Below are 26592 nucleotides of genomic sequence, written 5' to 3'. Positions count from 1 at the left end.
GCTCCCATGGCTGATACGATGACCACAGCTCCCAAGACGTTCGATCCGGCCAGGCCGTTCGATCTCGACCGTCTGCTGCGCCCACGATCGATCGCGATCGTGGGCGCGTCGCCGGATCCCGCTTCGATTGGCGGTGGCGTGCTCGCCAATCTCGAACTCTTCAAATATGCCGGCGACCTGCATCTCGTCAGCCGCTCGCGCGACGAGATCAACGGCCGCCCCTGCGTGAAGACCATCGGCGACCTGCCCAAGGGCGTCGACGTGGTGATCCTCATCGTACCCCAGGCAGCGATCAAGGAATCGGTGCTTGCCTGTGTCGAGCGCGGGGTCGCGGGTGTCATCGTCTACTCTTCCGGTTTCGCCGAAGCCAGCGAGGAAGGCCGCCGGCAGCAGGATGAGCTCGCCGAGATCTGCCGCATGGCGGGCATGGCTATGCTCGGACCCAATTGCATGGGCTATACCAATTATGTCGATGGCATTCCGCTCACCTTCGAGCCGGTCGATCTGCGCGGCGTCGGCGAGCGCTCCAGGGTCGCGATCGTCGCCCAGAGCGGCGCGACGGCGGCCAATATCCGCTTTGCCATGCATTCCCGCGAAATCGCGGTTTCCTACGTGATCGCCACCGGCAACGAGGCGGTGATCGCGGCCGAAGACCTGATCGCCTGGTTGATCGAAGACAAGGACAACGCCGTTGTCGCCGTCTATGTCGAACAGGTCAAAAACCCCCAGAAATTCCTCGCAGTCGCACGGCGCGCCCGCGAACTCGGCAAGCCGATCGTGATGCTGCATCCGGGATCGAGCGAGCGCGGCAAGCAGGCGGCGCAATCGCATACCGGAGCGCTTGCCGGCGACCACGCGCTGATGCAGACGGCCGTGCGCAACGAGGCCGTCGCGCTGGTCGAGACGACCGACGAACTGTTCGACGTAGCCGCCATCCTGGCGCGTTATCCGTCGCCGCCGCCAGGCGAGGCGGGCATCGTCACCAATTCCGGCGCCATCCGCGGCCTTTGCTTCGATTTCTGCGAGCGCGTCGACCTACCGATCGCGACACTGTCGGACGCGGTCCATGCCGAGCTCAGCACCCAGGTGCCGCCATACGTCCATGTCGACAACCCGTTCGACATCGGCACAACCGGTTTCTCCAATCCCGGCATTTTCGGAACCTCCACAGCGTCCATGCTGAAGGATCCGAATGTGGGCATTGTCTTCCTCTCGCATGCGGGCGGCTCGCCGCCGATGCAGATCAAGAAGTCGGACGCCATCATTCCGGTTGCCGCGACCGCGACAAAGCCGGTCATCCTCAACATCGTCGGCGACGACTATCCGCTCGACCCGAGCTTCATGAAGGCGGTGCGCGACAGTGGCATTCCGTTCTTCCGCTCACCGGAACGCGCTATGCGCGCCATGGCGGTGGTGATGAATTATGCGGCCGCGCTCGCCGCCACGAAAGACCGCGCGCCGGAAGGCGAACGGATCGCCAAACTGCCACCCTGCGGCCTCGTGGTCGAATATGAGGGCAAGCGGATCCTGACCGATCTCGGCATCCACATCCCGAAGGGCGCTTTGGCGAAATCCGCCGACGAAGCCGCGACGATCGCAGCCGATGTGGGCTATCCGGTGGTGATGAAGGCGCAGGCCGCCGAACTCGCCCACAAGAGCGATGTGGGCGGCGTCATCGTCAACATCGCCGACGAGCCGGCGCTGCGGGCGGCGCACGAAAAGATGTATGCCAGCATTGCTACACACAAGCCCGGCCTCGAGCTCGACGGCGTGCTGATCGAGGGCATGGCGCGCCAGGGCCTCGAAATGGTGGTCGGCGCCAAGCGCGATCCGCAATGGGGTCCGGTGGTGCTTGTCGGCCTTGGCGGCGTCTGGATCGAGGCGCTAGCGGATGCCCGCCTGCTGCCGGCCGATATCAGCCGCAAGCGGGCGATCGCCGAAATCCACAAGCTGAAGGCATCGAAGCTGCTGGGACCCTTCCGCGGCCAGCCGTCCCGCGACGTCGAGGCGATCGCCGACGTGGTCGTCAAGCTCGGCGCGCTGATGCGCTCGACGCCCGAGATCGTCGAAGTCGATATCAACCCGCTCGTTGTCTATGGCGAGGGGGACGGGGCTTTGGCTCTCGACGCCCTATTCGTGGTGCGGTGAGGGCGTAAGCCCTCGCTGAGATTTTGGGGTGTAGCCCCCTCATCCGCCTACCGGCACCTTCTCCCCGAGGGGAGACGGTGAGTTGCCGCAATGTCTCAGATCCTCCTCTCCCAGCGGGAGAGGGTGGCCGAGCGGAGCGGAGGCCGGGTGAGGGGGTGCGGCGCCCAATATTTGTCAGTCTATCACGAGGGAGGAATCCGTGATGCAGACCCAGTCCTATGGTGAATTGAGACTCTTTGTGGATGGCGAATGGCTCGGCGCGGAAGGCCGGGTGACCGAAGACGTCACCAATCCGGCGACCGGCGAGCCGATCGCGGCTTTACCGCATGCCACCACGGAAGACCTTGATCGCGCCGTCGCGGCCGCCACCCGTGAGTTCAAGGCATGGAAAGCGACCACCGCCTTCGACCGCGCCAAGATCATCCGCAAGGCAGCCGACATCCTGCGCGAACGGGCGAACGAGATTGGCCGGCGCATGGTGCTCGACCAGGGCAAGCCGCTCGGCGAGGCGATCCCGGAAGTTCATATCTCGGCCGACATTCTCGACTGGACGGCCGACGAGGGCCGTCGCACCTATGGCCGCATCGTGCCTTCGCGGGTGCCCGGTGCCCGCTGGATGGTCACGCGGGAGCCGGTTGGCCCGGTCGCCGGCTTCACGCCCTGGAATTTCCCGGGCGTCATTCCGGCGCGAAAGATCTCGGCCGCACTCGCCACCGGCTGCACCATGGTCATAAAGCCCTCGGAAGAGACGCCGTCCACCGTGCTCGAAATCGCTCGTGCCCTGCAGGATGCAGGCCTGCCGAACGGCGTGCTGAACGTGGTGCACGGAAAGCCTGCGGACGTCTCCGAACACCTGATCGCCGCCGACGGCATCCGCAAGATCACCTTCACTGGCTCGACCGCCGTCGGCCAGCATCTGGCGGTGCTCGCTGCCCAGGCGGGCGTCAAGCGCGCAACGATGGAGCTCGGCGGCCATGCGCCGGTGCTGATCTTCGAGGATGCCGATATCGACCACGCGATCCGCGTCATGGTCCATGCGAAATACCGCAATGCCGGCCAGGTCTGCATCTCGCCGACCCGGTTCTACGTGCACGACAGTGTCCACGACCGGTTCGTCGACGGGTTTGCAAAGGCGGCCACCGCCTTGAAGGTCGGCGACGGCATCGATCCATCCAGCCAGATGGGACCGCTCGCCAACAGCCGCCGCGTGCCGGCGATGGAACGCATGGTCGCCGATGCCGTGCAGCGCGGCGCCAAGGTGAAGGCCGGCGGCGAGCGCGGCAGCAATCGCGGCTATTTCTTCCAGCCGACGGTTCTCTCAGACGTGCCGCAGGACGCGATCATCATGAATGACGAGCCTTTCGGTCCCGTCGCCGTCACCGCCCGCTTCACCTCCTTCGACGAGGTGATCGAACAGGCCAACCGGCTGCCCTACGGCCTTGCCTCCTATGCCTTCACCCGGTCCAGCCAGACCGCGGCGATGGTCAGCGACGCGCTCGAGGCCGGCATGGTCGGCATCAACAACAACTTTATCTCGATGGCCGAAACGCCGTTCGGCGGCGTCAAGCAGAGCGGTTACGGCTCGGAAGGCGGCACCGAGGGCATGGACGCCTATCTCGTCACCAAAATGACCAGCCTGTCATAAGGCTCAAGGATCGTTAGGAGAACACGATGACCATAGAAGCAAGTGACCTGGGCGGAGAGAACGTCAAGGTCGAATTCGAGGACGGCATTGCCTGGGTAAAACTGAACCGCCCGGACAAGCGCAACGCCATGAGCGTCGGCCTTGCCGAAGACATGATCCGCGTGCTCGACGCGCTTGAAATCGACGACCGCGCGGGCGTCGTCATCCTCACCGGCGAGGGCGAGGCCTTCTCCGCCGGTATGGACCTCAAGGACTTCTTCCGCGCCACCGACGGCGTCTCGGACGTCAAGCGCATGCGCGCCTACCGCTCGACCCGCGCCTGGCAGTGGCGTCTCCTCATGCACTACGCCAAGCCGACCATCGCCATGGTCAACGGCTGGTGTTTCGGTGGTGCCTTCACGCCGCTGATCTGCTGCGACCTCGCGATCGCCTCCGAGGACGCGGTCTTCGGCCTGTCGGAAATCAACTGGGGCGTCATCCCCGGCGGCGTCGTCTCCAAGGCGATCTCGACGCTGATGAACGACCGCAAGGCGATGTATTACGTCATGACCGGCGAAAAGTTCGGCGGCAAGATGGCCGAACAGCTCGGCCTGGTGAACGAGGCGGTGCCGGCCGACAAGTTGCGCGAGCGCACCGTCGAGATCGCCCGCGTGCTGCTTGACAAGAACCCGACCGTGCTGCGCCAGGCCCGCATGGCCTACAAATACGTGCGCGAAATGACCTGGGAAGAGTCGGCGGAATATCTGACCGCCAAGGCCGACCAGACGACGTTCGTCGATCCGGAAAAGGGCCGCGAAAAGGGACTGTCGCAGTTCCTGGATACGAAGACTTATCGTCCGGGGCATGGGGCGTATAAGCGCGAGGAGTAGTCTATGCCTCCTTCCGGGGAGACCGTTGCCAGACATCCTCATCCGCCTGCCGGCACCTTCTCCCCTCGGGGAGAAGAAATATGCCGTAGCGGCTCTAACCTTCCTCTCCCCTTGGGGAGAGGGTGGCGAAGCGGAGGTCGGGCGAGGGCGGGGCACCCGCCGCCTCCAAGACTACAACGCGAGACCAGATGATGGACCTGAACTATTCGGACGAGCAGCTTCTGTTGAAGGAAAGCGCCGAGCGGTTCCTGAAGGATCGCTACGACTTCGAGAGGCGTAACAAGATCATCGCCTCGAAGACCGGATACGATGTCGGCATCTGGTCCGAGATGGCCGATCTCGGCTGGCTGGCGCTGCCATTTGCCGAAGAGAATGGCGGGTTTGGTGGCGGCGCGGTGGAAATCTCGCTGATCATGGAAGCGGTCGGCCGAGCGCTGATGGTCGAACCCTATCTCGCCTGTGTCATCCTCGCTGGTGGGCTGGTCGAAAAGCTGGGCAGTGCGGATCAAAAAGCCAAAATCCTCGGGGGCCTGATCGCCGGCACCTCGCGCCCGGCGCTCGCCCATGCCGAGCGCCAGACCGGTTTCGACTTCGGTAATATCGCCGCAACCGCCACAAAGAGTGGAAATGGCTACACCATCTCCGGTGAGAAGCCGCTGGTTCTCGCCGGCCCCTTTGCGGATATCTTTCTGGTCTCGGCCAAGCTTGACGGGGCAGTCAAATTTTTCGTCGTACCTACGGACGCTGCGAGACTGACGCGGACCGAGGTGAAACTCGTCGATGGCAGCCGTGCCAGCGATCTCGTTCTCGACAACGTCGCCGTACCCGCATCGGCGCTGCTCGGCGCTGAGGCCGATACGCTCGCTGAAATCGAAGCAGCCTATGACCGCGCCAATGCCGCGCTCGCCTCGGAAGCGGTCGGCATCATGGACGCGCTGATGGACGCGACCGTTGCCTATACGAAGGAGCGCGTGCAGTTCGGCAAGCCACTCGCCGCCCTCCAGGCACTTCAGCACCGCATGGGTGAGATGGCGGTGAAATGCCAAGAAGCCCGCGGTTCCGCATTGCTTGCCACCCTTTCCGTCGATGCGCCGCGCCCGATGCGCATCCGCGGCGTTTCCGGCGCCCGCGCAAAGATCGGCAAGGTTTCCCGCTCCGTCGCGCAGGAGGCGATCCAGCTGCACGGCGCCATGGGTTTTTCGGAGGAAATGCCGATCGGCGCCTGGTTCCGCCGGCTTTATGCGATCGAAAACACGTTTGGCACCACCGCCGACCATCTGAAGCGTTATGGCGAGATCGTCCGCGATCCTGCCGTGCTGTCCGGCAGCCTGCTGCGCGAACCCGTCTGAGGAGACGTTCCATGGATCTGTTGCTGACAGAAGAAGAGGTCCGCTTCCGCGACGAGGTGCGGGCCTTTCTTGACGCCCATCTGGGCGCGGACCTGAAGCGCGCCGAGCGGCTGAACCCCAGTTTCCTCGCCGATCCCGCCGTCGGCTTGAAATGGCAGGCGAAACTCAACGACAAGGGCTGGGTCGCCCCGTCCTGGCCGAAGCAATATGGCGGCACCGGCTGGACGCTTGCCGAGCGCTACATCTTCGACCAGGAATGCGAACGGGCCGGCGAGCCGCATTTCCGCGGCGCCTCGATCAAGATGATAGCCCCGGTCATCATGCGCTACGGCAACGATGCCCAGAAGGGTTTCTACCTGCCGCGCATCCTGAGTGGCGAGGATGTCTGGGCTCAAGGGTATTCCGAACCCGGCTCCGGCTCCGACCTCGCGTCGTTGAAGACCAAGGCGGTGCTCGACGGCAACCATTACGTGATCAACGGCTCGAAGATCTGGTCGACGCTGGCGCATCACGCCACCCGCATGTTCGCTCTGGTGCGCACGGCGGATACCGGCAAGAAGCAGGAAGGCATCACCTTCATCCTGATCGACCTCAAATCGCCGGGCGTCACGATCCGGCCGATCCGTTCGATCTGCGGCACGCATGAATTCAACCAGGTCTTCTTCGACGACGTGAAAGTACCGGTCTCCGATCGTATCGGCGAAGAGGGCGAGGGCTGGGATATCGCCAAATACCTGCTCGAATTCGAGCGGGGCGGGGCCTTTGCCGGCGGCGTGTTGCGCGCCATGCTGACACGGTTGCAGCGGATCGCCTCCGAGCCGCTTGCCGACGGGCGAAAGATGATCGACGATCCGTTGTTCATGGCCCGCTTTGCCGAGATCGCCACGGATGTCGACGCCAACGACATGCTGGAGCTTGCGGCCATGTCCAAGGTCCAGGCGGGCGGCAATCCGGGCGCGGTGCCGTCCTCGACGATGAAGATCGAGCGCAGCCGCATCCGCCAGTCGATCGCGGAGCTTGCAGCATCGATCCTCGGACCCGATGCGCTACGCTGGGAAGAGCGCCGGCCGCTACATGAGCTGCCGGAGGAGAATGAATTGGACGAAGAGCGCAAGGTCGCCTCCGCCGTCTATTTCAACTCTCGCTCCCAAAGCATTTTCGGCGGCAGCAACGAGATCCAGCTGGAAATCATCGCAAAGACCCTGCTGCGGTGAACCTCTCCTGAAACCATATCTCCTCCAGCGCGTTACCAGCCGGACCTTGTCAGCCCGGAGAACGCCCGTTGGATATCATCCGCATTCTGCTCGCCTTCATCCTGCCGCCGCTCGGCGTGTTCCTCCAGGTGGGGCTCGGCCTGCATTTCTGGCTGAACATCCTGCTCACCCTCTGCGGCTGGTTGCCGGGCATCGTGCACGCGCTCTGGGTGATCCTGCGCAAATAGCCGGGATCACGCTGGGCGTCGTCTCCGAGCGAGATGACCGCTGGAGTCTTAAGCGGCGATATCCGCGATCTCGCCCGACTGCCACAGGATGCGCGGATCGGACATGTCGCCGCTTTCCATGTCGACCTGAACCGAATAGGCCGCAACGCCGACGAAGCGGTCGGCCATGGCGCGGGCGATCTTTTCTGCCGAAGCGGCATTCGAGGCCACGCGCATCTCGCCCGGCGTCACGTTGCCCCGCACTTTCTTGAACGGCAGCACGATAAATTTTTCAGACCGGGACATGGCGTTTCCTTCTTTTGTGCCACACTGTCGATATGCGTGCTGCGAAGTCAACAGCGACCACCAGAAATCGCCCTGTCCCATAGTCACACCAGTTTGCGTCTCCAGCCCTGGAATAGCTATTCCTCGTGGTTGGGATGACAGTGTCCCTACCCCAAAGGCAACTTAGAGCCAAAGGGCAAATTCGCGTGGCAATCGACACCTATGCGAAGACGTCCTCCACTCGTGCGCAATCGCGCCACCAAAATTTGCCGGTAACCTCGTCATGCCGCGTATCTGTCCAGATACGCCGTTGGTAGCTGCCGTTCCGGCCACGGTCGAAGCAGCAGCCGCTTCCATGGCAGATTACGCCGGGCGGTCCCGGAATAAAGTCCCATCACCGAAATTTGAAGGCGGGCTCGCGCAGGAGAGTCGCCCTCGGTTCCCTCTGTGTTACAGTTTTAAGAAATCGATAACGCAGTGATTGGATTGGCAATGCTTACAACACTCGCGATGCTTATGAGCCTTTCCGCCGCTGCCACGGCCCCTATGGTCGCGCAGCAAAAGGGAGGTGAAGTCGATGTGGAACTGGTCCTCGCGGTCGATACGTCCCGCTCCATGGACTACGAGGAGGTCCGCATCCAGCGCGAGGGGTATCTCGAGGCACTCAAACACAAGGAGTTTATCGATGCGGTGAAGACAGGGCTGACCGGCCGTATCGCCATCAGCTATTTCGAATGGGCCGGTGACGTGGTGCCGGATTCGATCATCGATTGGACAATCATCGAAAACGAGCAGGACGCGATCAATTTTGCCGCCAAGCTCGAGGCCCGGCCCATCAATTCCCAGCGCCGCACTTCGATTTCCGCCGCAATCACCCAGGGCGCGACGATGATCGTCGCCAATTCCTATCATGGCATGCGTCAGGTGATCGACATTTCCGGCGACGGGCCGAACAATTCCGGTAATCCGGTCGTGCCGGTCCGTGGGAAGGCGCTGGAGGCCGGCATCATCATCAATGGGCTGGCGATCATGCTGAGACCCTCCGGTGCACCGGGCGGGCTCGACAAATATTACGGCGACTGCGTCATCGGCGGACCTGGCTCCTTCGTGCTGCCGGTTCACAAGATCGAGGATTTCGCCGTCGCCGTGCGGCGCAAGCTGGTCCTGGAGATCAGCGGGCTCACGCCGTCCCCAACCGTGCAGAAGGTCGCCAGCAACCAGCCTTCCAGCGACTGCCTCATCGGCGAGAAGCAATGGCAGGATCTGTTCGATCGGTAATACCTTGTCCAGCCACGTCGCACGGGTGGAACATTTCATCCGATTTCAGAGTTTCCTTCCGCTTGTCGTAAGAGGGGAGGGAGCCGGCGTTGAACGGTGCCAGGACGGAACGGGGCAATGACACAGGCGGCAGCCGAAGTTTCCTGATCGGTCTCGGACGTGGCGCGGCCGGCGCAATGCTGTTCGGCATCCCGATGCTGATGACAATGGAGCTCTGGCAGCTCGGTTTCTACATCGAACGCTGGCGCCTGTTCCTGCTGCTGGTCGTCAATATCCCGCTTCTCATCTTGCTCGCCCACCGGATCGGTTTCGAGCGTACCTCCACCTTTGGAGAAGCATGCCGCGACGCCACCATCGCCTATGGCCTCGGCATCCTCATAAGTGCAGCGGTTCTCGTCATGCTCGGGGACATCAAGCCCCACATGCCGCTCTCCGAAATGCTCGGCAAGATCGCCATCCAGTCCGTTCCGGCAAGCATCGGCGCGCTGCTCGGCCGCTCCCAGCTCGGCGGACAGTCCGAGAATGATGACCGTGAGGACGACGGGGAGGAGGATGGGCAAGGCGGTGGCGGGGTGGCCGACGAAATTTCCACCAGTTACAGCCGCGAGCTCTTTCTGATGGCGGTCGGCGCCCTCTTTCTCAACCTCAACGTCGCACCGACGGAGGAAATCATCCTGATCGCCTACAAGATGACGCCTTGGCATGCGCTCGTCACCATCGCCCTATCGATCGCCATCATGCACGGGTTCGTCTATGCGGTCGCCTTCAAGGGCACCCATGAGATTTCCGAGGAAACGCCGTGGTGGCACGCCTTCTTCCGCTTCACTTTGCCGGGCTACATGGTCGCCATGCTGATCAGCCTCTACGTGCTGTGGACCTTCGGCCGGCTCGACGATACGGCGCCGACGCAGATGCTCATGTCGGCGATCGTCCTCAGTTTCCCCGGCGCAATCGGGGCCGCCGCCGCCCGCCTGATCCTGTAACGAGTGAACCTCGATGACAACCACAGCCAACAAACGCCACACCGAAGCCAAGGAGCCACACTGGATCGAATGGGCGACCGGCATGGTTTCAGCGCTCGTCGTCGTCGCCACGATAACCTGGGTCGCCTACCAGGCCTGGACACAGGAGAAGATGCGCCCGGACTTCTCAATCGCCATCACCGAGAGGCGCCAGACGGAAGGCGGCTACCGTGTCGCCTTCGATATCGCCAACAAGGCGACGGCGACGGCTGCTGCGGTTACCGTACGGGGCGAAATTCTGGACGGCGGCAACATCGTCGAAGACGCAGACGTTACCTTCGACTACGTGCCGGCGGAATCCAAGTCCTCCGGGGCGATCCTGTTTTCCCAGGATCCGGGTGCTCGCGAGCTACGTATCCGCGCGGTCGGCTATATCGATCCGTGAGGGATCGCCGACATCACCTTCGCAAGTCGCCGGATTACTCCGGCGTCACGGAGATGTAGCGTCTTGCGATCATCCAGCACGCCAGTGCCCAGGTCGCGCCGGCGCACCAGCCGCCGAGGACGTCTGTCGGGTAGTGGACGCCGAGATAAACCCGGCTGAAACCGATGATGAATGTCAGGACGATCGCCGCGCCGATCAGGAAGATGCGCGTCGAGCGATAGGGCTGAGCGCGCGACAGCAGCGCTCCGAGCGTCAGGTAGGTGACGGCCGACAGCATTGCATGACCGCTCGGAAAACTGAGATCGCTGACTTCGACCAGATGCGGCACGATATCCGGCCTCGGACGAGCTACGCCGAGCTTCAGCAGCGAACTCAAAAGCCAGCCGCCGGCGATCGACAGGAACATGAAGAACGCGATGGCCTTCTGCCGCGACAGCAGGAGGAAGGCGGTTCCCATGACGGTCATCAGGGTGAGCACGGTGACCCCGCCGAGAGCCGTGATATCTCCCATGGCATGATTGAGCCAATAGGGTCCAAGCGGTGTCGCAAGATCAGTGGCATTGCGCAGGGCCAGAAGGATCTTTTCGTCGAAGGCATGGGTTTCTCCTTCCAGCACCTCGTCGGTCAACCGGAAGAATACGAAAAGCCCGCCTGCCAGGAAGGCGATCATCATCAAGCCGATCGGCTCGAACGTCATGACCCTTTCGACCACTCTGCGTGTTACGCGCTGATGGAATGCCATCCAAACTCCTTGCTCAATTCCAGTTCACGACCGACCGCATCGCGCGAAGCGGCCGATCCGTCGAAGGCGGCTGCACGATCCTGTACCGTGCCTCGATCAATCCGTAGAGGCCGAAGGCGAAAAGTCCGATGGCCGCCATTCCATAGAGGATAGCCCCGAATGGAAGCTGGCGCACCCACGCGAGTGCATCCGCCAGACCGCCGGCCTGGTTCGGATCGACAGCGAAGGCGGCGTAGATGAAGAACCCGCCGATAATGAGGAAGATGACGCCGCGCGCCAGAAGGCCGTAGGTGCAGATGCCATTGAGCACGGCTCGCTGCTCGAAGCCGCTTTCGAAAAAGCGAAGATAGCCGCGTTTGACACCCTTGGCCGCCTGGGCGCCGCCGGCACCGATGATCGCAAGCGCGACGCCTGCGACAAGATAGCGACCGAACGGCTGCTGCATCAGCCAGGCGGTCCAGCTTTCGCGCGCGCTGGATGATCCTGCGCCAAAGCCGAGATGAAGAGCCTGCCCGATTGCATAGAAGGCGAGACCGGCATAGGTGGCGGCGCTGACGAGTAGACCCGCCCTGACCAGATACCCTTTCGCATTGTGCTGATGGCGGTCGGTATTGAGGATCGATTGCGCCACTCGCCAGAGGACGAAGCCGACCAGGCCCATGCCGATCATGCCGAGCCATATTTGCCCGAAAGGCTGTTCCAGGACGATCTGCAGCGCGGACTTGGAATCCGGTTCTCCTCCACCCAAGGTCGAAAGCGACGCCATGCCGGCGATCAGGACGTATACGATCCCCCGGGCCGCATACCCGGATCTCGCCAGCCATTCCAGTTTCCTGTCCTTGTCCATCCCGATCTCCTCGAAAACTCGACAGAAACGTGCCGGGATGCCCGCGGTTCCGGAAGTCGCCGATGCCGCCTTTCTCTTTCCGGCCATTTTCGCGAAATGCCCGCGCAGGCGGAATAGAACCAACTCACGCTTGGAACAATTCGGTGATAATTCGTGTGCAGCGCACATTGGATCATTCTTCCGCCACATGCGTTTCCCAACGCTGCCAAACCGCTCGCATGAGTCTCAACAAGGGCGGCTGAAGAATTAAAGGAGTACAGGGATGAAGAAGATTGTTGCCTTGGCGCTCGCCGCTTTGCCGGTCGTAACCAGCGCCGGAGCCGCCTTTTCGGCCGATGTGATCGCCCGCCGGGATCGTGTCCCGGTTTACGAAGAACAGGACCAGCGCGGTGGCGTTCGCATCGGCTATCTCGATTGCTCGATCGGCGGTGGCGTCGGTTACGTGCTTGGTTCCGCCAAGGAAGCCGACTGCGTCTTTACGACGGCGATCGGCAGCGAACCGCTCGACCGTTATACCGGCGTGGTGCGCAAGATGGGCGTGGATCTCGGCTTCACCACCCGTTCGCGGCTGATCTGGGCCGTCTTCGCCCCGACCGCCGGTTATCACCACGGTTCGCTCGGCGGCCTCTACCAAGGCGCGACCGCTGAGGCCACCGTCGGGGCCGGCATCGGCGCCAACATCCTCGTCGGCGGTACCGCTGGTTCCATCCACCTGCAGACGGTGAGCGTGACGGGCCAGCTCGGCCTCAACGTCGCCGCCACCGGCACGTCGGTCACGCTGACGCCCGCGGGCTGAACATTCCACGCTTCCCCTTCCCGGAAACGGGGAGGGGACCCCAATGAGGCAGACACTTTTGCAAGCATGAGTTCTATGCGGCCTCTTGCTCCACGCCGTCCACATTCATACCTTAAAGAGACGGTATGGTTGGCCTTTGCAGACCCTTGCGGGGTTCCGGACCGCGTATTGCCTCATCAGGATTTGCATCATGGATCTCGAGAAAAGTTTACGGTCGGTCGTGGCTGTGCGTGCTTCCATTCCGGACAACGCCTTTACGGCCAATACGCTCGGCACCCGCCGGGAAGGTAGCGGCGTGGTGATCCGCGAAAACGGATTGGTGCTGACGATCGGCTATCTGATCACCGAAGCAGAAGACGTCTGGCTGACGCGCCAGGACGGCCGCGTCGTGCCGGCTCATGCGCTGGCCTACGATCAGGAAAGCGGCTTCGGCCTCGTGCAGGCCATGGCGCCGCTGGATCTGCCGGCGCTGCAGATCGGCGATTCCGCCACCGCGATGCTCGGCGATCCGATCATCTTCGCCGATGGCGAGGGAGAATATGTGCGCGGCAATATCGTCGCCAAGCAGGAATTCGCGGGATATTGGGAATATCTGCTGGATGAGGCGATCTTCATCGCACCCGCCCACCCCTCCTGGGGCGGTGCGGCGCTGATCGACACAGAAGGCAAGCTGCTTGGCGTGGGGTCTCTGCGTCTTCAGATGAGCAAGGGCGGCGAGATCGCAGACATCAACATGGTCGTGCCGGTCAATCTCCTGAAGCCGATTCTCGACGATCTCCTCAATCGCGGCGAATTCAACCGCCCGCCACGCCCCTGGCTCGGCGCCATGTCGGCGGAAAGCAATGGCGAAGTTGTGGTCATGAGCGTCACCGAAAACGGTCCGGCAGCCAAGGCGGGCCTGAAACGCGGCGACGTGATTTCGGAAATTCGCGACGGCGAGGTCGACGGGCTCGCGGACTTCTATCGCAAGATCTGGGAGAGCGGCCCTCCGGGCGCCGAAATCCCGATGCGGATTTTGCGTGATGGACGGGAGGCCTGGCTCAGGGTGAAGTCGGCCGACCGGAATGATTTTTTGAGGAAACCACAGCTGCAGTGATCGCCGCCATCTGGCGCGGAGAAGGCTGCGAGAGCGGCTTCGATCGGCTATATCAACAGGATCGCCCGGAAATCATTGACGTTGGTGCCGGTTGGACCCGTTTCGAATAGGTCTCCAATCGCGGCAAATCCCGAAAAACTGTCATTGCCGTCAAGCAGTTTCCGCCCGTCGAGGCCTGCGGCCCGCAGGCGTCTGGCTGTCGTGCCGTCCGCGAAAGCCCCGGCATTGGTTTCCGATCCGTCGATGCCATCCGTGTCGGCGGCCAGCGCGGTGATCGCGTGGCCGTCGATCGCCAAGGCCAGAGCCAGCGCGAATTCGCCGTTGCGGCCGCCCTTGCCGCCCTTCGCCCGTAGCGTCACCGTCGTCTCCCCGCCGGACAGCAGAACCGCCGGCTTTGCGAACGGCCGGTCGCGGAGTGACACTTCGCGCGCAACTGCTGCATGCACCAGCGCCACATCGCGCGCTTCGCCTTCGACGGAGTCGGAGAGGATATGAGGCGTCACGCCATGGGCGCGGGCGACCTCAGCCGCGGCCTCCAGCGAGACGCCGGCAGAAGCTATGACAAAATGCTCGTGGCGGGCAAAGACCGAATCGTCCGGCTCCGGTGCGTCGGCGGCCGGCGAGTTCAGATGCGCGATCATCGCCGCCGGCAGCTTCAATTTATACTGTTCGACGATCGCGAGCGCATCGTGTCGTGTCGTGGCATCCGGAACGGTCGGGCCGGAGGCAACGAAGGCCGGGTTGTCGCCGGGAATATCCGAGACGATCAGGCTGACGACGCGGGCCTTGGTCGCTGCCGCAAGCCTGCCGCCCTTGATGGTCGACAGATGTTTGCGAACCACGTTCATGGCCGAGATCGGCGCGCCCGAAGCAAGCAGCATCTCGTTCAACGCAATCTCGTCTTCCAGCGTCAGTCCTTCCGGCGGCGCGGGCAGCAGGGCGGAGCCACCGCCGCAGACGAGCGCGATGACGAGGTCGTTTTCGGAGAGGTCACGGATCGCCTCGACCAACCGTTTTGCGCCGGCGAGGCCAGCGGCATCGGGTACCGGATGCGACGCCTCGAGAATCTCAATCGACTTCGTTTCGCAGCCATAACCGTAGCGCGTCACGACGATTCCAGTCAGCGGTCCGGTCCACACGCTTTCGAGCGCTGCAGCCATCTGGGCTGCACCCTTGCCGGCGCCAATCACGACGGTTCGCCCGCCTGCCGGCGGGGTGGGTAGGTGCTTCACGATGCCGGTGAGCGGATCGGCAGCCTTCACGGCTGCATGAAACAGCGCCTCCAGCAGTTTCCGATCCGTCATCGCTTGTCCTCCCGCGTCTCCGCCACCCGGGCTCTTTCGATCACGGTAGTCAACAGCCGTCAACCTGGCTTGATCACCCGCCGGCCTTTCAAACGGAACAAAGCAAGCCAGTGGCGGTTGTCCCACGGGCTCACCAAAATGAAGGAGCGAAAATATGGGTGAACATCTCAAAGAAGCCGGTTACCCAGGCCAGATCGACATCGGCGGCGACAGGTCTCCCGTAACTTACAAACTAAAAGCCAGCAAGGAAGATGACGGCGCCTTCCATGTGGCGGTGAGCCTCAGCGCCCCCCGCGACTGGCTGCTGAAACATGGCTTTCGCAAGGAGGCCACGCTGGTGCGCCAGGGCGGAGCTGAAATGCCGGTGCATTTTGAGGAAACGCTCAATGTTGCCGACAATATATCGGTCACGCTGCGCGCCGACGATGCGGTGATAGCCTCGATGGACGAATTGCGCCGCACGTTTCCGGAGCTGCGAGCGACCTGACACGGTCGCTCCCTGTTTGCATGAAACAACCGCAGCGTATAATCGCAGGCCCGGCCGATCGTTTGGCCGGGCATTTTGCGGTTGAGGCGGCGGGATCTTGAAGACAGTTGAAACGATAGCGCGATCCTGCGGAACCTGCACGCTCTGCTGCCGGCTTCCCGAAATCGCGGCTCTGGACAAGCCGCCCGATGCCTGGTGCCGGCACTGTTCGGAAGGGAAGGGCTGCGCAATCTATACCGACCGACCCCAGCTCTGCCGCGATTTCCTCTGTCTGTGGATGACCGATCCGGGCGTTCCCGATGCCTGGCGGCCGCTGACATCGAAGATGCTCGTCTATGAGCAGGGACCGCAGCTGACCATACTGGTCGATCCGGACCATCCGGATGCCTGGAAACAGGCGCCTTTTCCTTCCGATCTCGACAATTGGGCTAAAGCCGCGCAGGCGCGCGGCCACTACGTTATCCTGTTTTGCGGCGACGAAGTGACGAAGATAGAGCCGGGCGTCACCGCGCCGGCATGATTTCCGCTGCGGCCTGGCGGATGGTCTGCATCAGGATCGACAGCGGTGTGGAGGGATTTGCATCGGCGCGGATGGTGAGGCCGACCGGGCCACGGGTCTCGCTGGTGTCGATCGGCAGCGTCGCCAGAACCCCGTCCTCGATATCTGCGGCGACCACGCCCGTCGAGATGATCCAGATCGCGTCGCTCGACCGTACGAATGCGCGCCCGAAGGCATCCGAGACGGTCTCCACCTGGGTCGGCAGACTGGCGACGCCGTTGGCGATCAGGAACTGTTCAACCGAAGGCCGAATGATCGACCCGCGCGTCGGCATCAGCACCGGGTAGTCGGCAAAACCTTCGAAAATCGATCGTTTGGTATCGAGCAGTGGATGTCCAGTACGGACGGTAAAGACGACCTGTTCCGAATAGAGATGTTCGAAGGACAGGCCGGTCATCTTCTCCGGCAATGCCAGGCGGCCAACCACGAGGTCGAGATCGCCAACCCGGAGCTGCTCCATCAAAACGGCGTTATCTCCCGTCACGATCTTGATCCGGCTACCGGTCTTTTCGGCGAGGAAGAGCGTCATGGCACGCGGCATCACGCGGGTGGAAACGGTCGGGAGCGCACCGATCCGGACCGGCGGCGCGGAATCGAACAGTTCCTGGGAGACGGAATCCATGCCATGCCGGAGTGCCGTCAGTGCCGCGCCCGCATGGCGCAGGAAGACCTCGCCATAACGGGTGATGCGGATACCGCGACCGTCGCGCTCGAACATGGCGACACCCAGCGCCTCTTCGAGCTCGCGAATGGTCTTGGTGACGGCCGGCTGGCTGACATGTAGAATTTCGGCCGCCTTGACCACGCTTTTCTGGCGCGCGACCTCGACGAATGTATGCAAGTGGCGAAACTTGACTCGGGAATTGATCAAGATCAAATAACCCTGTGGTTAGGGGATTAGCTCAAAATATCATTTTACCTAACCGGAAACTAGTGCAATCTATCAAGGCGAGAGGAGGCGCTGATGCAGTTTGTACACATCAACGACATTGTGATCCACTACGACATCCAGCGCGCCGGCGACGGAAAGCCGGTCATCGTGTTCATCAATTCGCTCGGAACCGACAGCCGCATCTGGCATCACGAACTGCCGAAGCTTGCCGAGGATTTTACGGTCCTCACCTATGACAAACGCGGCCATGGGCTGTCCGGCCTTGGCGATCCGCCCTATTCGATCGCCGACCACGCCGCCGATCTTGCCGGCCTGCTCGACCACCTGCAGCTCAGCCAGGTCATCGTCTGCGGCCTTTCGGTCGGCGGGCTGATTGCCCAGAGCCTCTATACCACCCGTCCCGACCTCGTGAAGGCGCTGATATTCTCCAACACCGCGCACAAGATCGGTACCGCCGACTCCTGGGCGGCGCGCATTGCGGCCGTCGAGCAGAACGGTATCGGCAGCATTCTCGACGCGATCATGGAGCGCTGGTTCACCGCGCCGTTCCGAAAGCCGGAAAATGCCGCCTACCAGGCCTATTGCAACATGCTCGTGCGCCAGCCGACCTCCGGCTACAGCGGCACCTGCGCGGCGATCCGCGACGCCGATTTCACAGAGGCCGCGAAGAAAATCGCCGTGCCGGCGCTCTGCATCGTCGGCCGCGAGGATGGCTCGACACCGCCCGACCTCGTCAGGTCGTTTGCCGATCTGATCCCGGGCGCGCGCTACGAAATCATCGAGGGCGCCGCGCATATTCCCTGCGTCGAGGCGCCCGCAGCCCATGCCGCATTGATCCGCGGCTTCATCGAACAACTCGAGGACTAGACATGGCCGATCCTTCCGCGCCATCGGAACGTTATGTTCAAGGCATGAAGACCCGCCGCTCGGTGCTGGGCGACGCCCATGTGGACCGCGCCCAGGCAAACCAGACACCGTTCGACGGGCCGTTCCAGGAGATGATCACCGAAGGCGCCTGGGGCACGGTCTGGTCGCGCCCGAACTGGACCAAGCGAGAGCGCTCGATGGTGACGATCGCGCTTCTGGCCGCACTCGGCCACCACGAAGAGGTCGCGATGCATATCCGCGCAACCGCCAATACGGGGGCGACGAAGGACGATATCTGCGAAGCCCTGATGCATGTGGCAGTCTATGCCGGCGTTCCGGCCGCCAACCATGCCTTCAAGATCGCCAAAGCCACTTATGCCGAAATGGACGCGGACAAGGCCGCGGGAGAGCAAAAATGAAGAACACACCCCCAGAAACAACACCCTTCTTCGCGCGTGACCGGGAATGGCATCCGCCAGCCTTCACGCCCGGCTACAAGACCTCGGTACTGCGCTCGCCGCAGCGCGCCCTGATTTCGCTCGAAGGCACCAAGAGCGAGATCACCGGCCCGGTCTTCGGCCATAACATTCTCGGCGAGTTCGACAACGACCTGATCGTCAATTACGCCAAGCCCGGCGAGATGGCGCTCGGCGAGCGCATCCTCGTCTACGGCCGTGTCATCGACGAGCGCGGCCGCGGCGTTCCGGGCGCGCTGGTGGAATTCTGGCAGGCCAATGCCGGCGGCCGCTACCGCCACAAGAAGGAAACCTATCTCGCGCCGCTCGACCCGAATTTCGGCGGTTTCGGCCGCACGATCACCGACGAGGACGGCGGCTACGCGTTCAAGACGATCAAGCCCGGTCCCTATCCGTGGCCGAACGGCGTCAACGACTGGCGCCCGGCGCATATCCACTTCTCGGTCTTCGGCCATGGTTTTGCCCAGCGCCTGATCACCCAAATGTATTTCGAGGGCGATCCGATGATCTGGATTTGTCCCATCGTGAAGACCATTCCGGACGAGAACGCGATCAAGGGCCTGATCGCCGCGCTCGACATGCAGAACACCATCCCGCACGACATGCGGGCCTACAAGTTCGATATCGTCCTGCGCGGCCGTCGCTCGACATTCTTCGAGAACCGGAAAGAGGGCAACTGAGATGGTCCAGCCGCTCACCTATTTCAAGGAATCCGCCTCGCAGACCGCGGGTCCGTATGTCCATATCGGCTGCACGCCGAACTTTTCCGGTATTACCGGCGTCTACGACACCGATCTCGGCTCCGGCCCGATGGTCAACGACCAGACGCGCGGCGAGCGCATCACCATCCGCGGCTTCGTTTATGACGGGGCGATGACCCCGCTCAAGGACGCGATGATCGAGATCTGGCAGGCGGATGCCGACGGTTATTACAACAGCCCGTCGGAAACCCGCGGCAAGGCCGATCCGAATTTCTTCGGCTGGGCTCGCCAGCCGGGCGACATGGCGACCGGCGAATTCGCCTTCGAAACGATCAAGCCCGGCAAGGTGCCGTTCCGCGACGGCCGCCTGATGGCACCGCACGTCACCTTCTGGGTGGTCGCCCGCGGCATCAATCTCGGCCTCAACACCCGCATGTACTTCTCCGACGAGGAAGAGGCCAATGCGGCGGATCCGATCCTGTCGCGCATCGAGCACCGGGTTCGGGTTCCCACCCTGATCGGCAAGCGTGACGGTAATACCGTCACCTTCAACATCTATCTTCAGGGTGAAAACGAAACCATATTCTTCGATATCTGACGTCGAAGAATCAGGGTTCGCCCGGGAGTAGTTATGAGCGTCTCGGCTTTCGAGCATCCATTTTTGTCCGGCCTTGTCGGTGACGACGAGACCGGACAGCTGTTTTCGGTGAACGCCGAGATCGACGCCATGCTGGCCTTCGAAACGGGCCTTGCCAAGGCCGAGGCGTCCTGCGGCATCGTCCCTGCCGAGGCTGCGGAGCGCATTGCCGCAGCCTTGCAGACCTTCGAGCCGGACATGGCCGGGCTGCGAAACGGAGCCGCGCGCGACGGCGTCGTTGTCCCCGAACTCGTCAAGCAGCTTCGCGATGCCGTCAGTCAGCAGGCCGGCGGCGGCGAGGCTGCCAGGCACGTGCATTTCGGCGCGACCAGCCAGGATGTCATCGACACAGCGCTCATAATCCGCCTGAAGCAGGCCTGCTCCTTGTTCATCGAACGCCTCGCGGCCCTGGAAAAGTCTTTCGACGACATCGACCGGGCATTCGGGACACGAACGCTGATGGGCCATACCCGCATGCAGGCGGCGATCCCGATCACCGTTTCCGACCGTATCCGCGCCTGGAAAGAGCCGTTGACCCGGCATCGCCAGCGGCTGGACACATTCTCAGAAACCGGTTTTGCGGTGCAGTTCGGCGGCGCTGCCGGCAGCCTCGAAAAATTCGGCGACAAGGCCGCCGACGTGCGCAAGGCGCTTGCCTGGGAACTGTTCCTGACCGACGCGCCGCAATGGCAGAGCCAGCGCGACCGGCTGGCGGAATTCGCAAACATCCTGACGATGATTTCCGGCTCGCTCGGCAAGCTCGGCCAGGACGTGGCGCTGCTCGCGCTGATGGCCGGCGAGATGGAGCTCGCCGGCGGCGGCGGCTCTTCCGCCATGGCCCACAAGCAGAACCCGGTGGCCGCAGAGGTACTGGTATCGCTCGCACGCTTCAACGCGGTTCAGCTTTCCGGCATGCAGCAATCGATGGTGCATGAGCAGGAACGCTCAGGTGCGGCCTGGACGCTCGAATGGTTGATCCTGCCGTCCATGGTGATCGCGACCGGCGCTTCACTACGGCTTGCAGCGGAACTTGCCGGCAATGTGAGGTCGCTGGGCACGGGCTGACGTATCTGCATTGAAGGACGGGCAATTCTAGTATATTTTGGAAGAAAGATACTAGGTTTGACCCGGAGGTCTTATGACTCTTTCCTACATGACCAGTGCCTCCTTCAATCAGAACCCGAGCAAGGCCCGGCAGGCGGCGAACGAGAATCCGCTGGTCATTACCGATCACGGCAAGCCGACGCATGTGCTTGTCAGCTATGAGGAATTCGAGGCCAACTGGAAGAAGCAGAAGAGCCTCTACGACGCTTTGCGTGATACCCAAGGCACGGTCGATCAGGATTTCGACCCTCCGCGCCTGAGTTTCGAGGGGCGCGAGGTTGAGTTCTGAATGGCATTCCTGCTGGATACCAATGTCATTTCGTGCTCGAAGCGGCCGGAAAAGCAAGCGGCTGCCTTTCAGGCTTTCATGCGGAAGTTCCGCATAGACGACGCGTTTCTGTCAGTGATCACCATCATGGAGATTCGCTTCGGCGTCCGACTGGAGCAAAGCCGAAACCCTGTTTTCTCGACCGAACTGGAACGCTGGCTGACCGAGGATGTCCTGGTGAATTTCAGCGGCCGCATCCTTCCCTTCGATACTCCGATTGCTCTTCGCACCGGCACCCTCCCCACGCCGAACAAGCGGCCGTCACCAGATGCAATGATCGCCGCGACAGCGTTGCATCACGGGCTGACCGTCGTCACCCGCAACATCTCTGATTTCGAGCCTCTCGGCGTGCCCTGTCTCAATCCGTGGACTTTCCAGGGCTGAGGCGGCCAGGCTTGGTCCGCATCACTCGGTGATCTCGACCGGATTGCCGTCGGGATCCGAGACCACCGCCTCGTAGAATCCGTCGCCGGTCATGCGGGCCGGGGAGACAAGGATGCCCATGGCTGCCGCCTTGGCTGCCATGTCGTCGACCGCCTGCCGGCTGCCGAGCGAAATCGCCATGTGCGCGTAACCGGCGCGTTCGCCCGGCGTTTCCGGCGCAATCCACGGACCGCTCATGATCTCGATCGTCGCGCCTTCGGAAAGGGTGAGGAATTTCGAGAAGAAGCCTATACGCCGACGGCTCTCATAAAGCGGGCTGGCGGTGGCGGCGAACATGTCTTCGAAGAACGCGACGAGCCTGTCGAGGTCAGTTGTCCAAAGCGCGACATGCGCAAGTTTCATGTGTCACCTCTCCAATGCCGGTTACCACCCTGTCCCCGCCTGTCTCGTCAAACGCGGCCTCGCACGCAAGCGAAAAACTCATCCATGCTATCCCCGGTAGTGCCGTTAAACATATCCTCAATATTTTCTGCAATCCTTAACCATAGCGGGCCAACAGAATTTGGCCATGACCTCCAATGCAGCAATGGATCTTCCGATGACCATTAAATTGAAGCTTGTCGCCAGCGTCGTCGGCCTCGCCCTCGCGCTCGCCGCAACCACGACTGTGGCATTCATCGGAATGGATACGTTGTCGGCACGCACCCGCGCAATCGTCGAGGATCGGCTCGAGCCCGTGGCGCATATCAAGACGGTCTCCGACGCCTACGCTGTCACCATCGTCGACACTGCCCACAAGACGCGCAGCGGTGCGTTCAGCTGGGAACTGGGCGAACAGACAGTCCGCGCAGCGCTCGTCATCGCCGACCGCGACTGGGCGGCCTACCAGGCAACCCACCTGACCGATCAGGAAAAAACTCTTGTCCAGCGTTACCTCGGTGCTCGCACGGAGACGACCAAGGCTGTCGAGGAGCTTCTGGCGATCATGGGCAAACGCGATCAGGCGGCCCTCGATACCTATGTGACAAAGCGGCTCTACCCGGCGATCGAGCCGCTCGCCGAACCGCTGAACGCGCTGACCAAGCTGCAACTCGATGTCGCGCACAAGAGTTTCGAGGATGGGTTGGAGGACAAGGCCGATCTCTTCGTCTGGATGACCGTGATCGGCGTGATTTCGCTGATCGTGGTCGGCTTCTCGATCCGGGTCGTGCTGTCAGGTGTCGTCGGCCCGCTGCAACGCCTGCAGGATTGCATGCGACGCCTTGCGGGCGGTGAATTGACGCTGACCGTCTTCGGCATGGACCGCAAGGACGAGATCGGCGGGATGGCGGCGGCGGTGGAAATTTTCCGCCAGGCGGGTATCGGCAACAAGCGGCTGGAAGATGAAGCGATCGAAGCCCGGAACCGGTCGGAGGCGGAACGCATCGCTGCGCAGGAACAAGCCGAAGCCGACGCTTCCCAACGGCTCCGCGTCGCGACATCCGGCCTTGGCGGCGGCCTGCGCCGGCTCGCCTCGGGCGATCTTTCCTTCCAGCTTGACGAGGCCTTCTCCGCGGACTTCGAAGCTCTGCGTCACGACTTCAACACCTCGATTGCCCAACTCGCCAGCACGTTGACGCAGATCGCCGGCAGCGCCGAGGCGATCGACGGCGGGACCCGGGAGATCAGCCAGTCTGCATCCGATCTTTCGCGCCGTTCCGAACAGCAGGCCACTTCGCTCGAAGAGACCGCCGCCGCGCTTGACCAGATCACCGCGAATGTCAGTTCCGCGTCCAAGAAGGTCGATGAGACCCGGAAGATCGCGGCGGAGGCCAATTCGTCCGCTGCCCGTTCCGGTGAAGTCGTAGCCAACGCCGTCGAGGCAATGCGCCGCATCGAGGAAAGCTCCAAACAGATCTCGAACATCATCGGGGTCATCGACGAGATTGCCTTCCAGACCAACCTTCTGGCACTGAATGCCGGCGTCGAAGCGGCGCGCGCGGGCGAGGCAGGCAAGGGTTTTGCGGTCGTTGCGCAGGAGGTGCGCGAACTCGCGCAGCGTTCGGCCAATGCGGCGAAGGAAATCAAGGCGCTGATCCAGAACTCGACCGTCGAAGTCGGCCACGGCGTGACATATGTCCGCGACGCGGGTGAATCGCTGAAGTCGATCGAGGGCTATATCGTCACCATCAACAGCCATGTGGACGATATCGCACGTTCGGCCCGCGAACAGTCGACCGGCCTTTCGGAGATCAATTCGGCCGTCAACCAGATGGACCAGGTGACCCAGCAGAACGCCGCGATGGTTGAGGAGACGACGGCGGCGAGTTCCGGTCTTGCCGACGAGGCCTCGAAACTGCGCCAGATGGTTGGCCAGTTCCAGCTCGGCGCCGCCGCCACCTCCCAGGCCCAGCGGCGTCGCCGCGCCGCCTGAGGAGATGCCGCCAGTGGCTCATGCCGCCTACACCGGCGCGAGGCTCCTCGGCAGCGGCCGCGATGCGGCGGCGGAAATCCATCGAAGCTTGCCTGATTCGCCACCAAGCTGATAAGCCGTGGACGACAATGGAGGGCTGCATGGCTGCGGATACCGGGCAGGGACTTTGGGATTTCGCATTGCGGCTTTACGGTGCGCCCGGTGTCGGCGAAGCCTGCCTGCTGCTTCAGGACGAAAGCGGTGTCGACGTGCCGGTGCTGCTGTTCTCCGCCTGGCTGGCAAAAAAATCCGTGGCGCTTTCGCCAACGGAGATTGCCCGCATCGACGCCCTCATCGCCGACTGGCGCAATGAGGTGGTCAAACCGCTGCGCGCCCTGCGCCGCCGGTTGAAAAGCGGGCCGCATCCGGCATCCAACAAAGAGACGGAAATCCTGCGCAACGGCGTCAAGGCTATCGAACTCAATGCGGAAAAGATCGAGCTGGCGGTGCTCGAGGCCGAAGGGCAGGCGCTGATGGCAGGCGATGGTTCAAATAGCGATCCGGCTGGCAATCTCAGGAATGTCGTGACTTTTTTCCGGGGAGCGGAGCCGGATGAGCGGACGGAAGCGGCACTTGCGGTGATCGAAAAGGCGCTTGCGGCGCTTTGAATTCGATATCCGGGGCACGATCAGTGCTGGCCGGGTGAACCAGGGCCGTCCTTCCAGCGCTTGACCATCGGCAGGTGGATATCGAACAGATCAAGCGCTCGGCCCACCGTCTGGGTCACCATCTCGTCCAGTGAGTTGGGCTTCGAATAGAAGGCCGGCACCGGCGGCATGACGATCGCGCCGTTGCGGGTCGCCTGGTCCATCAGCGCGATATGGCCTGCATGCAGCGGCGTCTCCCGAAACAGGAGCACGACACGCCGCCGTTCCTTCAGACAGACGTCGGCCGCGCGCACGATCAGCTCGTCATTGTAGCAGTTGGCGATACCGCTCAACGTCTTTACCGAACAGGGTGCGACAAGCATGCCGGCGGTGCGGAACGAGCCGGAGGAGAGCGCCGCACCGATATCCTTGTGATTATAGAGCACATCGGCCAGGCTCTTGATCTCGTCGGCACTCATGTCGATTTCGTCGATCGCGGTGCGAAAAGCGGAGGGCGAGATCACCGCATGGGTTTCGATATCCTCGATTTCCTTCAAAAGCTGCAGGGCGCGGACGCCATAAATGACACCGGATGCTCCGGTGATGGCGATGATGATGCGGCGCATGGGATTTTTCCCTGAACAATCTGTCGCGACGACTTAGCGCCACTTTCCGATCGGCGCAATGCGGCGATGGCCGGATGGCTCGCATGTGATCGGCCAAAGCCTCTTCCACCAGATGCCGTATCGGGCTCCCGCTACGATCGATCCCGGCCGACTTCGAGACTAATCCAGCTTACTGGCCCAAGGGCGGCACCATGCCGGTCCGGCAGGGCCGTTGACGGTCAGCGGCTGATTGCTTCAACGACAAACCATACTGGCACTGCAGCTACGATGCCACCCGCCGCCATGGCCGATAACATTTTGAACAGATTGGTCCGCCGTGCTCGGCGGTCGTCCCGCTCGTAGACCATTGCTCGATCCCCACACCTCACTGCCCAAGAGTGAAACACCCGCAGGCCCGGAAGTCGAGTGCATCCTTGCAACGGTTATTAGGAGATCCAGAAATAAAAGATGAGCAGAAATGAGAGCAGCGTGATCGAAGTGCTGCGCTTCCTATCCTGCGCTTTCAGGTACCGTTCAATATCCCACTCGTAAGCCATGCGTCTCGAATTTCCCTAGTTTTCGAAACGTCGATTAGCCACTCCTGCTTGAGCGAAGCTTAATTTAGTTACGCCGCAATGACGCCGGTTGTCGGCTGGCTCCGGTGCTTATGCGAGGTCACACACTTGCTGCCCCGTTGGCTTAACCGGCTGCGGGACTTCCTTTGTCTGGGGCGGCCGGACATCGGACTACTAGAGAGATCCCTAAACGAAACGGGGACCCGCTTTCGCCAAATTCAAGATCCTTTGACTAACCAATACTCTTGAAGTTACCGAAGATGGAGACCACAGCTACGCCGATCGCGCGCTACGGCGCTGTCGAGGGCGCGTTCGCGAGAGACACGCTACGGCCCATCTACACCACTGGGAGGGACGCGACCTCGATCTGGCCCATCCCCGGCAAAATTCCGCAGTCAACCGATATTCCATGCTCGTTACAGCGCAATATTAATCGATGCGGCAAACTGAAAAGTCAGCCATCATTGCGCCTTCGGAACAAACCCCACAGCAAATCCGAACAATCGGCCAATTTTGACTAAAGTTTCGAGCGTTGGATTCGCGCTCCCGGCTTCGATCTCAGCAATTTGGCGCCTTGTGAGCGATAGCGTCTTGGCGAATTCATCCTGCGTCAAACCGAACCCCTTACGGATTTCAACAACCGCTCCAGGCAGCCGCAAGTCGCCGGTTCGAGCACGCTCCGCCAGTGTGCGCCGGTTTTCGAGAACCTCTTCTTTCGTGGGTTTCTTCCATCGAGCCATTTAGCTGTCCTT

The 26592-nt window shown here is 62.2% G+C and carries 30 protein-coding genes; 22 read left to right on the top strand and 8 right to left on the bottom strand.

From position 1 onward, the window contains the following. Positions 1-6: 6 nt before the first annotated feature. From ACZ9EJ_RS27575 to ACZ9EJ_RS27550, 6 genes are all read left to right on the top strand, one after another. Positions 7-2148 (top strand): acetate--CoA ligase family protein, encoded by a 2142-nt coding sequence (locus ACZ9EJ_RS27575; protein ID WP_476100197.1) that lies wholly within the window; start codon positions 7-9, stop codon positions 2146-2148. 202 nt (positions 2149-2350) lie between these two features. Beyond that, on the top strand, positions 2351-3793 hold the full coding sequence (locus ACZ9EJ_RS27570) for an NAD-dependent succinate-semialdehyde dehydrogenase (protein ID WP_046639940.1): 1443 nt from the start codon (positions 2351-2353) through the stop codon (positions 3791-3793). Between the two features lie 26 nt (positions 3794-3819). Continuing rightward, entirely contained in the window at positions 3820-4662 is an 843-nt protein-coding gene (locus tag ACZ9EJ_RS27565) for a p-hydroxycinnamoyl CoA hydratase/lyase (protein ID WP_046639941.1), read from the top strand. A 188-nt stretch (positions 4663-4850) separates the two neighbouring features. Beyond that, a complete protein-coding gene (locus tag ACZ9EJ_RS27560) occupies positions 4851-6011 on the top strand; it encodes an acyl-CoA dehydrogenase family protein (protein WP_476100195.1) in 1161 nt (386 codons plus the stop codon). Between the two features lie 11 nt (positions 6012-6022). Next, positions 6023-7225 carry an acyl-CoA dehydrogenase family protein gene (locus ACZ9EJ_RS27555; protein ID WP_046639942.1) on the top strand — a complete coding sequence of 401 codons (1203 nt, stop codon included), beginning with the start codon at positions 6023-6025 and terminating at the stop codon, positions 7223-7225. A 68-nt stretch (positions 7226-7293) separates the two neighbouring features. Next, positions 7294-7452 carry a YqaE/Pmp3 family membrane protein gene (locus tag ACZ9EJ_RS27550; RefSeq protein ID WP_007771448.1) on the top strand — a complete coding sequence of 53 codons (159 nt, stop codon included), beginning with the start codon at positions 7294-7296 and terminating at the stop codon, positions 7450-7452. 48 nt (positions 7453-7500) lie between these two features. Here the strand turns inward: ACZ9EJ_RS27550 and ACZ9EJ_RS27545 are convergent, their stop codons facing one another. Continuing rightward, complete coding sequence (locus tag ACZ9EJ_RS27545; protein WP_007771449.1) at positions 7501-7737, bottom strand: hypothetical protein; 237 nt, start codon at positions 7735-7737, stop codon at positions 7501-7503. A gap of 471 nt (positions 7738-8208) precedes the next feature. On the opposite strand from ACZ9EJ_RS27545, the gene ACZ9EJ_RS27540 reads away from it, so the two are divergent. The 3 genes from ACZ9EJ_RS27540 (at position 8209) to ACZ9EJ_RS27530 (ending at position 10401) form a co-directional block, all read left to right on the top strand. Then, a complete protein-coding gene (locus tag ACZ9EJ_RS27540) occupies positions 8209-8994 on the top strand; it encodes a DUF1194 domain-containing protein (protein WP_046639943.1) in 786 nt (261 codons plus the stop codon). 176 nt (positions 8995-9170) lie between these two features. Beyond that, positions 9171-9977, top strand: a complete 807-nt coding sequence (locus ACZ9EJ_RS27535) for a TIGR02587 family membrane protein (protein ID WP_370649781.1) — start codon at positions 9171-9173, stop codon at positions 9975-9977. 13 nt (positions 9978-9990) lie between these two features. Further along, on the top strand, positions 9991-10401 hold the full coding sequence (locus ACZ9EJ_RS27530) for a TIGR02588 family protein (protein WP_046639945.1): 411 nt from the start codon (positions 9991-9993) through the stop codon (positions 10399-10401). A gap of 34 nt (positions 10402-10435) precedes the next feature. Here the strand turns inward: ACZ9EJ_RS27530 and ACZ9EJ_RS27525 are convergent, their stop codons facing one another. Both ACZ9EJ_RS27525 and ACZ9EJ_RS27520 read right to left on the bottom strand, forming a co-directional pair. Then, the gene (locus tag ACZ9EJ_RS27525) at positions 10436-11143 is read right to left on the bottom strand and encodes a phosphatase PAP2 family protein (protein ID WP_046627172.1); all 708 of its coding nucleotides are present in this window, start codon (positions 11141-11143) and stop codon (positions 10436-10438) included. Positions 11144-11156: 13 nt separating this feature from the next. After that, complete coding sequence (locus tag ACZ9EJ_RS27520; protein ID WP_046639946.1) at positions 11157-11990, bottom strand: DUF1206 domain-containing protein; 834 nt, start codon at positions 11988-11990, stop codon at positions 11157-11159. 262 nt (positions 11991-12252) lie between these two features. On the opposite strand from ACZ9EJ_RS27520, the gene ACZ9EJ_RS27515 reads away from it, so the two are divergent. Beyond that, the gene (locus tag ACZ9EJ_RS27515) at positions 12253-12786 is read left to right on the top strand and encodes a DUF992 domain-containing protein (RefSeq protein WP_046639947.1); all 534 of its coding nucleotides are present in this window, start codon (positions 12253-12255) and stop codon (positions 12784-12786) included. Between the two features lie 190 nt (positions 12787-12976). Further along, positions 12977-13882: a S1C family serine protease gene (locus ACZ9EJ_RS27510; protein WP_046627166.1), complete on the top strand. Its 906-nt coding sequence runs from the start codon at positions 12977-12979 to the stop codon at positions 13880-13882. Between the two features lie 47 nt (positions 13883-13929). Here ACZ9EJ_RS27510 and ACZ9EJ_RS27505 read toward each other — a convergent pair whose 3' ends face one another. Further along, positions 13930-15186 carry a glycerate kinase type-2 family protein gene (locus ACZ9EJ_RS27505; protein ID WP_046639948.1) on the bottom strand — a complete coding sequence of 419 codons (1257 nt, stop codon included), beginning with the start codon at positions 15184-15186 and terminating at the stop codon, positions 13930-13932. A 154-nt stretch (positions 15187-15340) separates the two neighbouring features. Between ACZ9EJ_RS27505 and ACZ9EJ_RS27500 the strand changes: the two genes are divergently transcribed. Continuing rightward, positions 15341-15673, top strand: a complete 333-nt coding sequence (locus ACZ9EJ_RS27500) for a hypothetical protein (protein WP_046632493.1) — start codon at positions 15341-15343, stop codon at positions 15671-15673. A 97-nt stretch (positions 15674-15770) separates the two neighbouring features. Next, a complete protein-coding gene (locus ACZ9EJ_RS27495; RefSeq protein WP_046639949.1) occupies positions 15771-16193 on the top strand; it encodes a YkgJ family cysteine cluster protein in 423 nt (140 codons plus the stop codon). Here ACZ9EJ_RS27495 and pcaQ read toward each other — a convergent pair. After that, positions 16177-17103 carry a pca operon transcription factor PcaQ gene (pcaQ, locus tag ACZ9EJ_RS27490; protein WP_046639980.1) on the bottom strand — a complete coding sequence of 309 codons (927 nt, stop codon included), beginning with the start codon at positions 17101-17103 and terminating at the stop codon, positions 16177-16179. The genes ACZ9EJ_RS27495 and pcaQ overlap by 17 nt on opposite strands. Before the next feature lie 93 nt (positions 17104-17196). Here pcaQ and pcaD point away from each other — a divergent pair, with 93 nt between their 5' ends. From pcaD to ACZ9EJ_RS27455, 7 genes are all read left to right on the top strand, one after another. Beyond that, complete coding sequence (gene pcaD / locus ACZ9EJ_RS27485) at positions 17197-17991, top strand: 3-oxoadipate enol-lactonase (protein ID WP_046639950.1); 795 nt, start codon at positions 17197-17199, stop codon at positions 17989-17991. Positions 17992-17993: 2 nt separating this feature from the next. Beyond that, positions 17994-18410: a 4-carboxymuconolactone decarboxylase gene (gene pcaC, locus ACZ9EJ_RS27480; RefSeq protein WP_046639951.1), complete on the top strand. Its 417-nt coding sequence runs from the start codon at positions 17994-17996 to the stop codon at positions 18408-18410. Further along, positions 18407-19147 (top strand): protocatechuate 3,4-dioxygenase subunit beta, encoded by a 741-nt coding sequence (gene pcaH / locus ACZ9EJ_RS27475; RefSeq protein WP_024163715.1) that lies wholly within the window; start codon positions 18407-18409, stop codon positions 19145-19147. Before pcaC ends, pcaH begins: the two co-directional genes overlap by 4 nt. Before the next feature lies 1 nt (position 19148). Further along, complete coding sequence (pcaG, locus tag ACZ9EJ_RS27470) at positions 19149-19766, top strand: protocatechuate 3,4-dioxygenase subunit alpha (RefSeq protein ID WP_046627152.1); 618 nt, start codon at positions 19149-19151, stop codon at positions 19764-19766. A 33-nt stretch (positions 19767-19799) separates the two neighbouring features. Beyond that, on the top strand, positions 19800-20870 hold the full coding sequence (locus tag ACZ9EJ_RS27465) for a 3-carboxy-cis,cis-muconate cycloisomerase (RefSeq protein ID WP_046639952.1): 1071 nt from the start codon (positions 19800-19802) through the stop codon (positions 20868-20870). Positions 20871-20943: 73 nt separating this feature from the next. Continuing rightward, a complete protein-coding gene (locus tag ACZ9EJ_RS27460) occupies positions 20944-21198 on the top strand; it encodes a type II toxin-antitoxin system Phd/YefM family antitoxin (RefSeq protein WP_046627147.1) in 255 nt (84 codons plus the stop codon). Continuing rightward, positions 21199-21621, top strand: a complete 423-nt coding sequence (locus tag ACZ9EJ_RS27455; protein ID WP_046627145.1) for a type II toxin-antitoxin system VapC family toxin — start codon at positions 21199-21201, stop codon at positions 21619-21621. A gap of 21 nt (positions 21622-21642) precedes the next feature. On the opposite strand, the gene ACZ9EJ_RS27450 is transcribed toward ACZ9EJ_RS27455, so the two are convergent. Next, on the bottom strand, positions 21643-22023 hold the full coding sequence (locus ACZ9EJ_RS27450; RefSeq protein ID WP_046639953.1) for a VOC family protein: 381 nt from the start codon (positions 22021-22023) through the stop codon (positions 21643-21645). A gap of 196 nt (positions 22024-22219) precedes the next feature. Here ACZ9EJ_RS27450 and ACZ9EJ_RS27445 point away from each other — a divergent pair, with 196 nt between their 5' ends. Both ACZ9EJ_RS27445 and ACZ9EJ_RS27440 read left to right on the top strand, forming a co-directional pair. Beyond that, on the top strand, positions 22220-24034 hold the full coding sequence (locus tag ACZ9EJ_RS27445; protein WP_476100189.1) for a HAMP domain-containing methyl-accepting chemotaxis protein: 1815 nt from the start codon (positions 22220-22222) through the stop codon (positions 24032-24034). Between the two features lie 140 nt (positions 24035-24174). After that, positions 24175-24681: a TIGR02444 family protein gene (locus ACZ9EJ_RS27440; RefSeq protein ID WP_046627143.1), complete on the top strand. Its 507-nt coding sequence runs from the start codon at positions 24175-24177 to the stop codon at positions 24679-24681. Between the two features lie 20 nt (positions 24682-24701). On the opposite strand, the gene ACZ9EJ_RS27435 is transcribed toward ACZ9EJ_RS27440, so the two are convergent. Together ACZ9EJ_RS27435 and ACZ9EJ_RS27430 are read right to left on the bottom strand one after the other, a co-directional pair. Continuing rightward, positions 24702-25286 (bottom strand): UbiX family flavin prenyltransferase, encoded by a 585-nt coding sequence (locus tag ACZ9EJ_RS27435; RefSeq protein WP_046639954.1) that lies wholly within the window; start codon positions 25284-25286, stop codon positions 24702-24704. 1015 nt (positions 25287-26301) lie between these two features. After that, positions 26302-26580, bottom strand: a complete 279-nt coding sequence (locus tag ACZ9EJ_RS27430; protein ID WP_046639955.1) for a helix-turn-helix transcriptional regulator — start codon at positions 26578-26580, stop codon at positions 26302-26304. Between the last annotated feature and the right edge of the window lie 12 nt (positions 26581-26592).

The organism is Neorhizobium sp. USDA 3394, from assembly GCF_056280385.1.
This window is presented reverse-complemented; position numbering and strand designations above follow the sequence as displayed.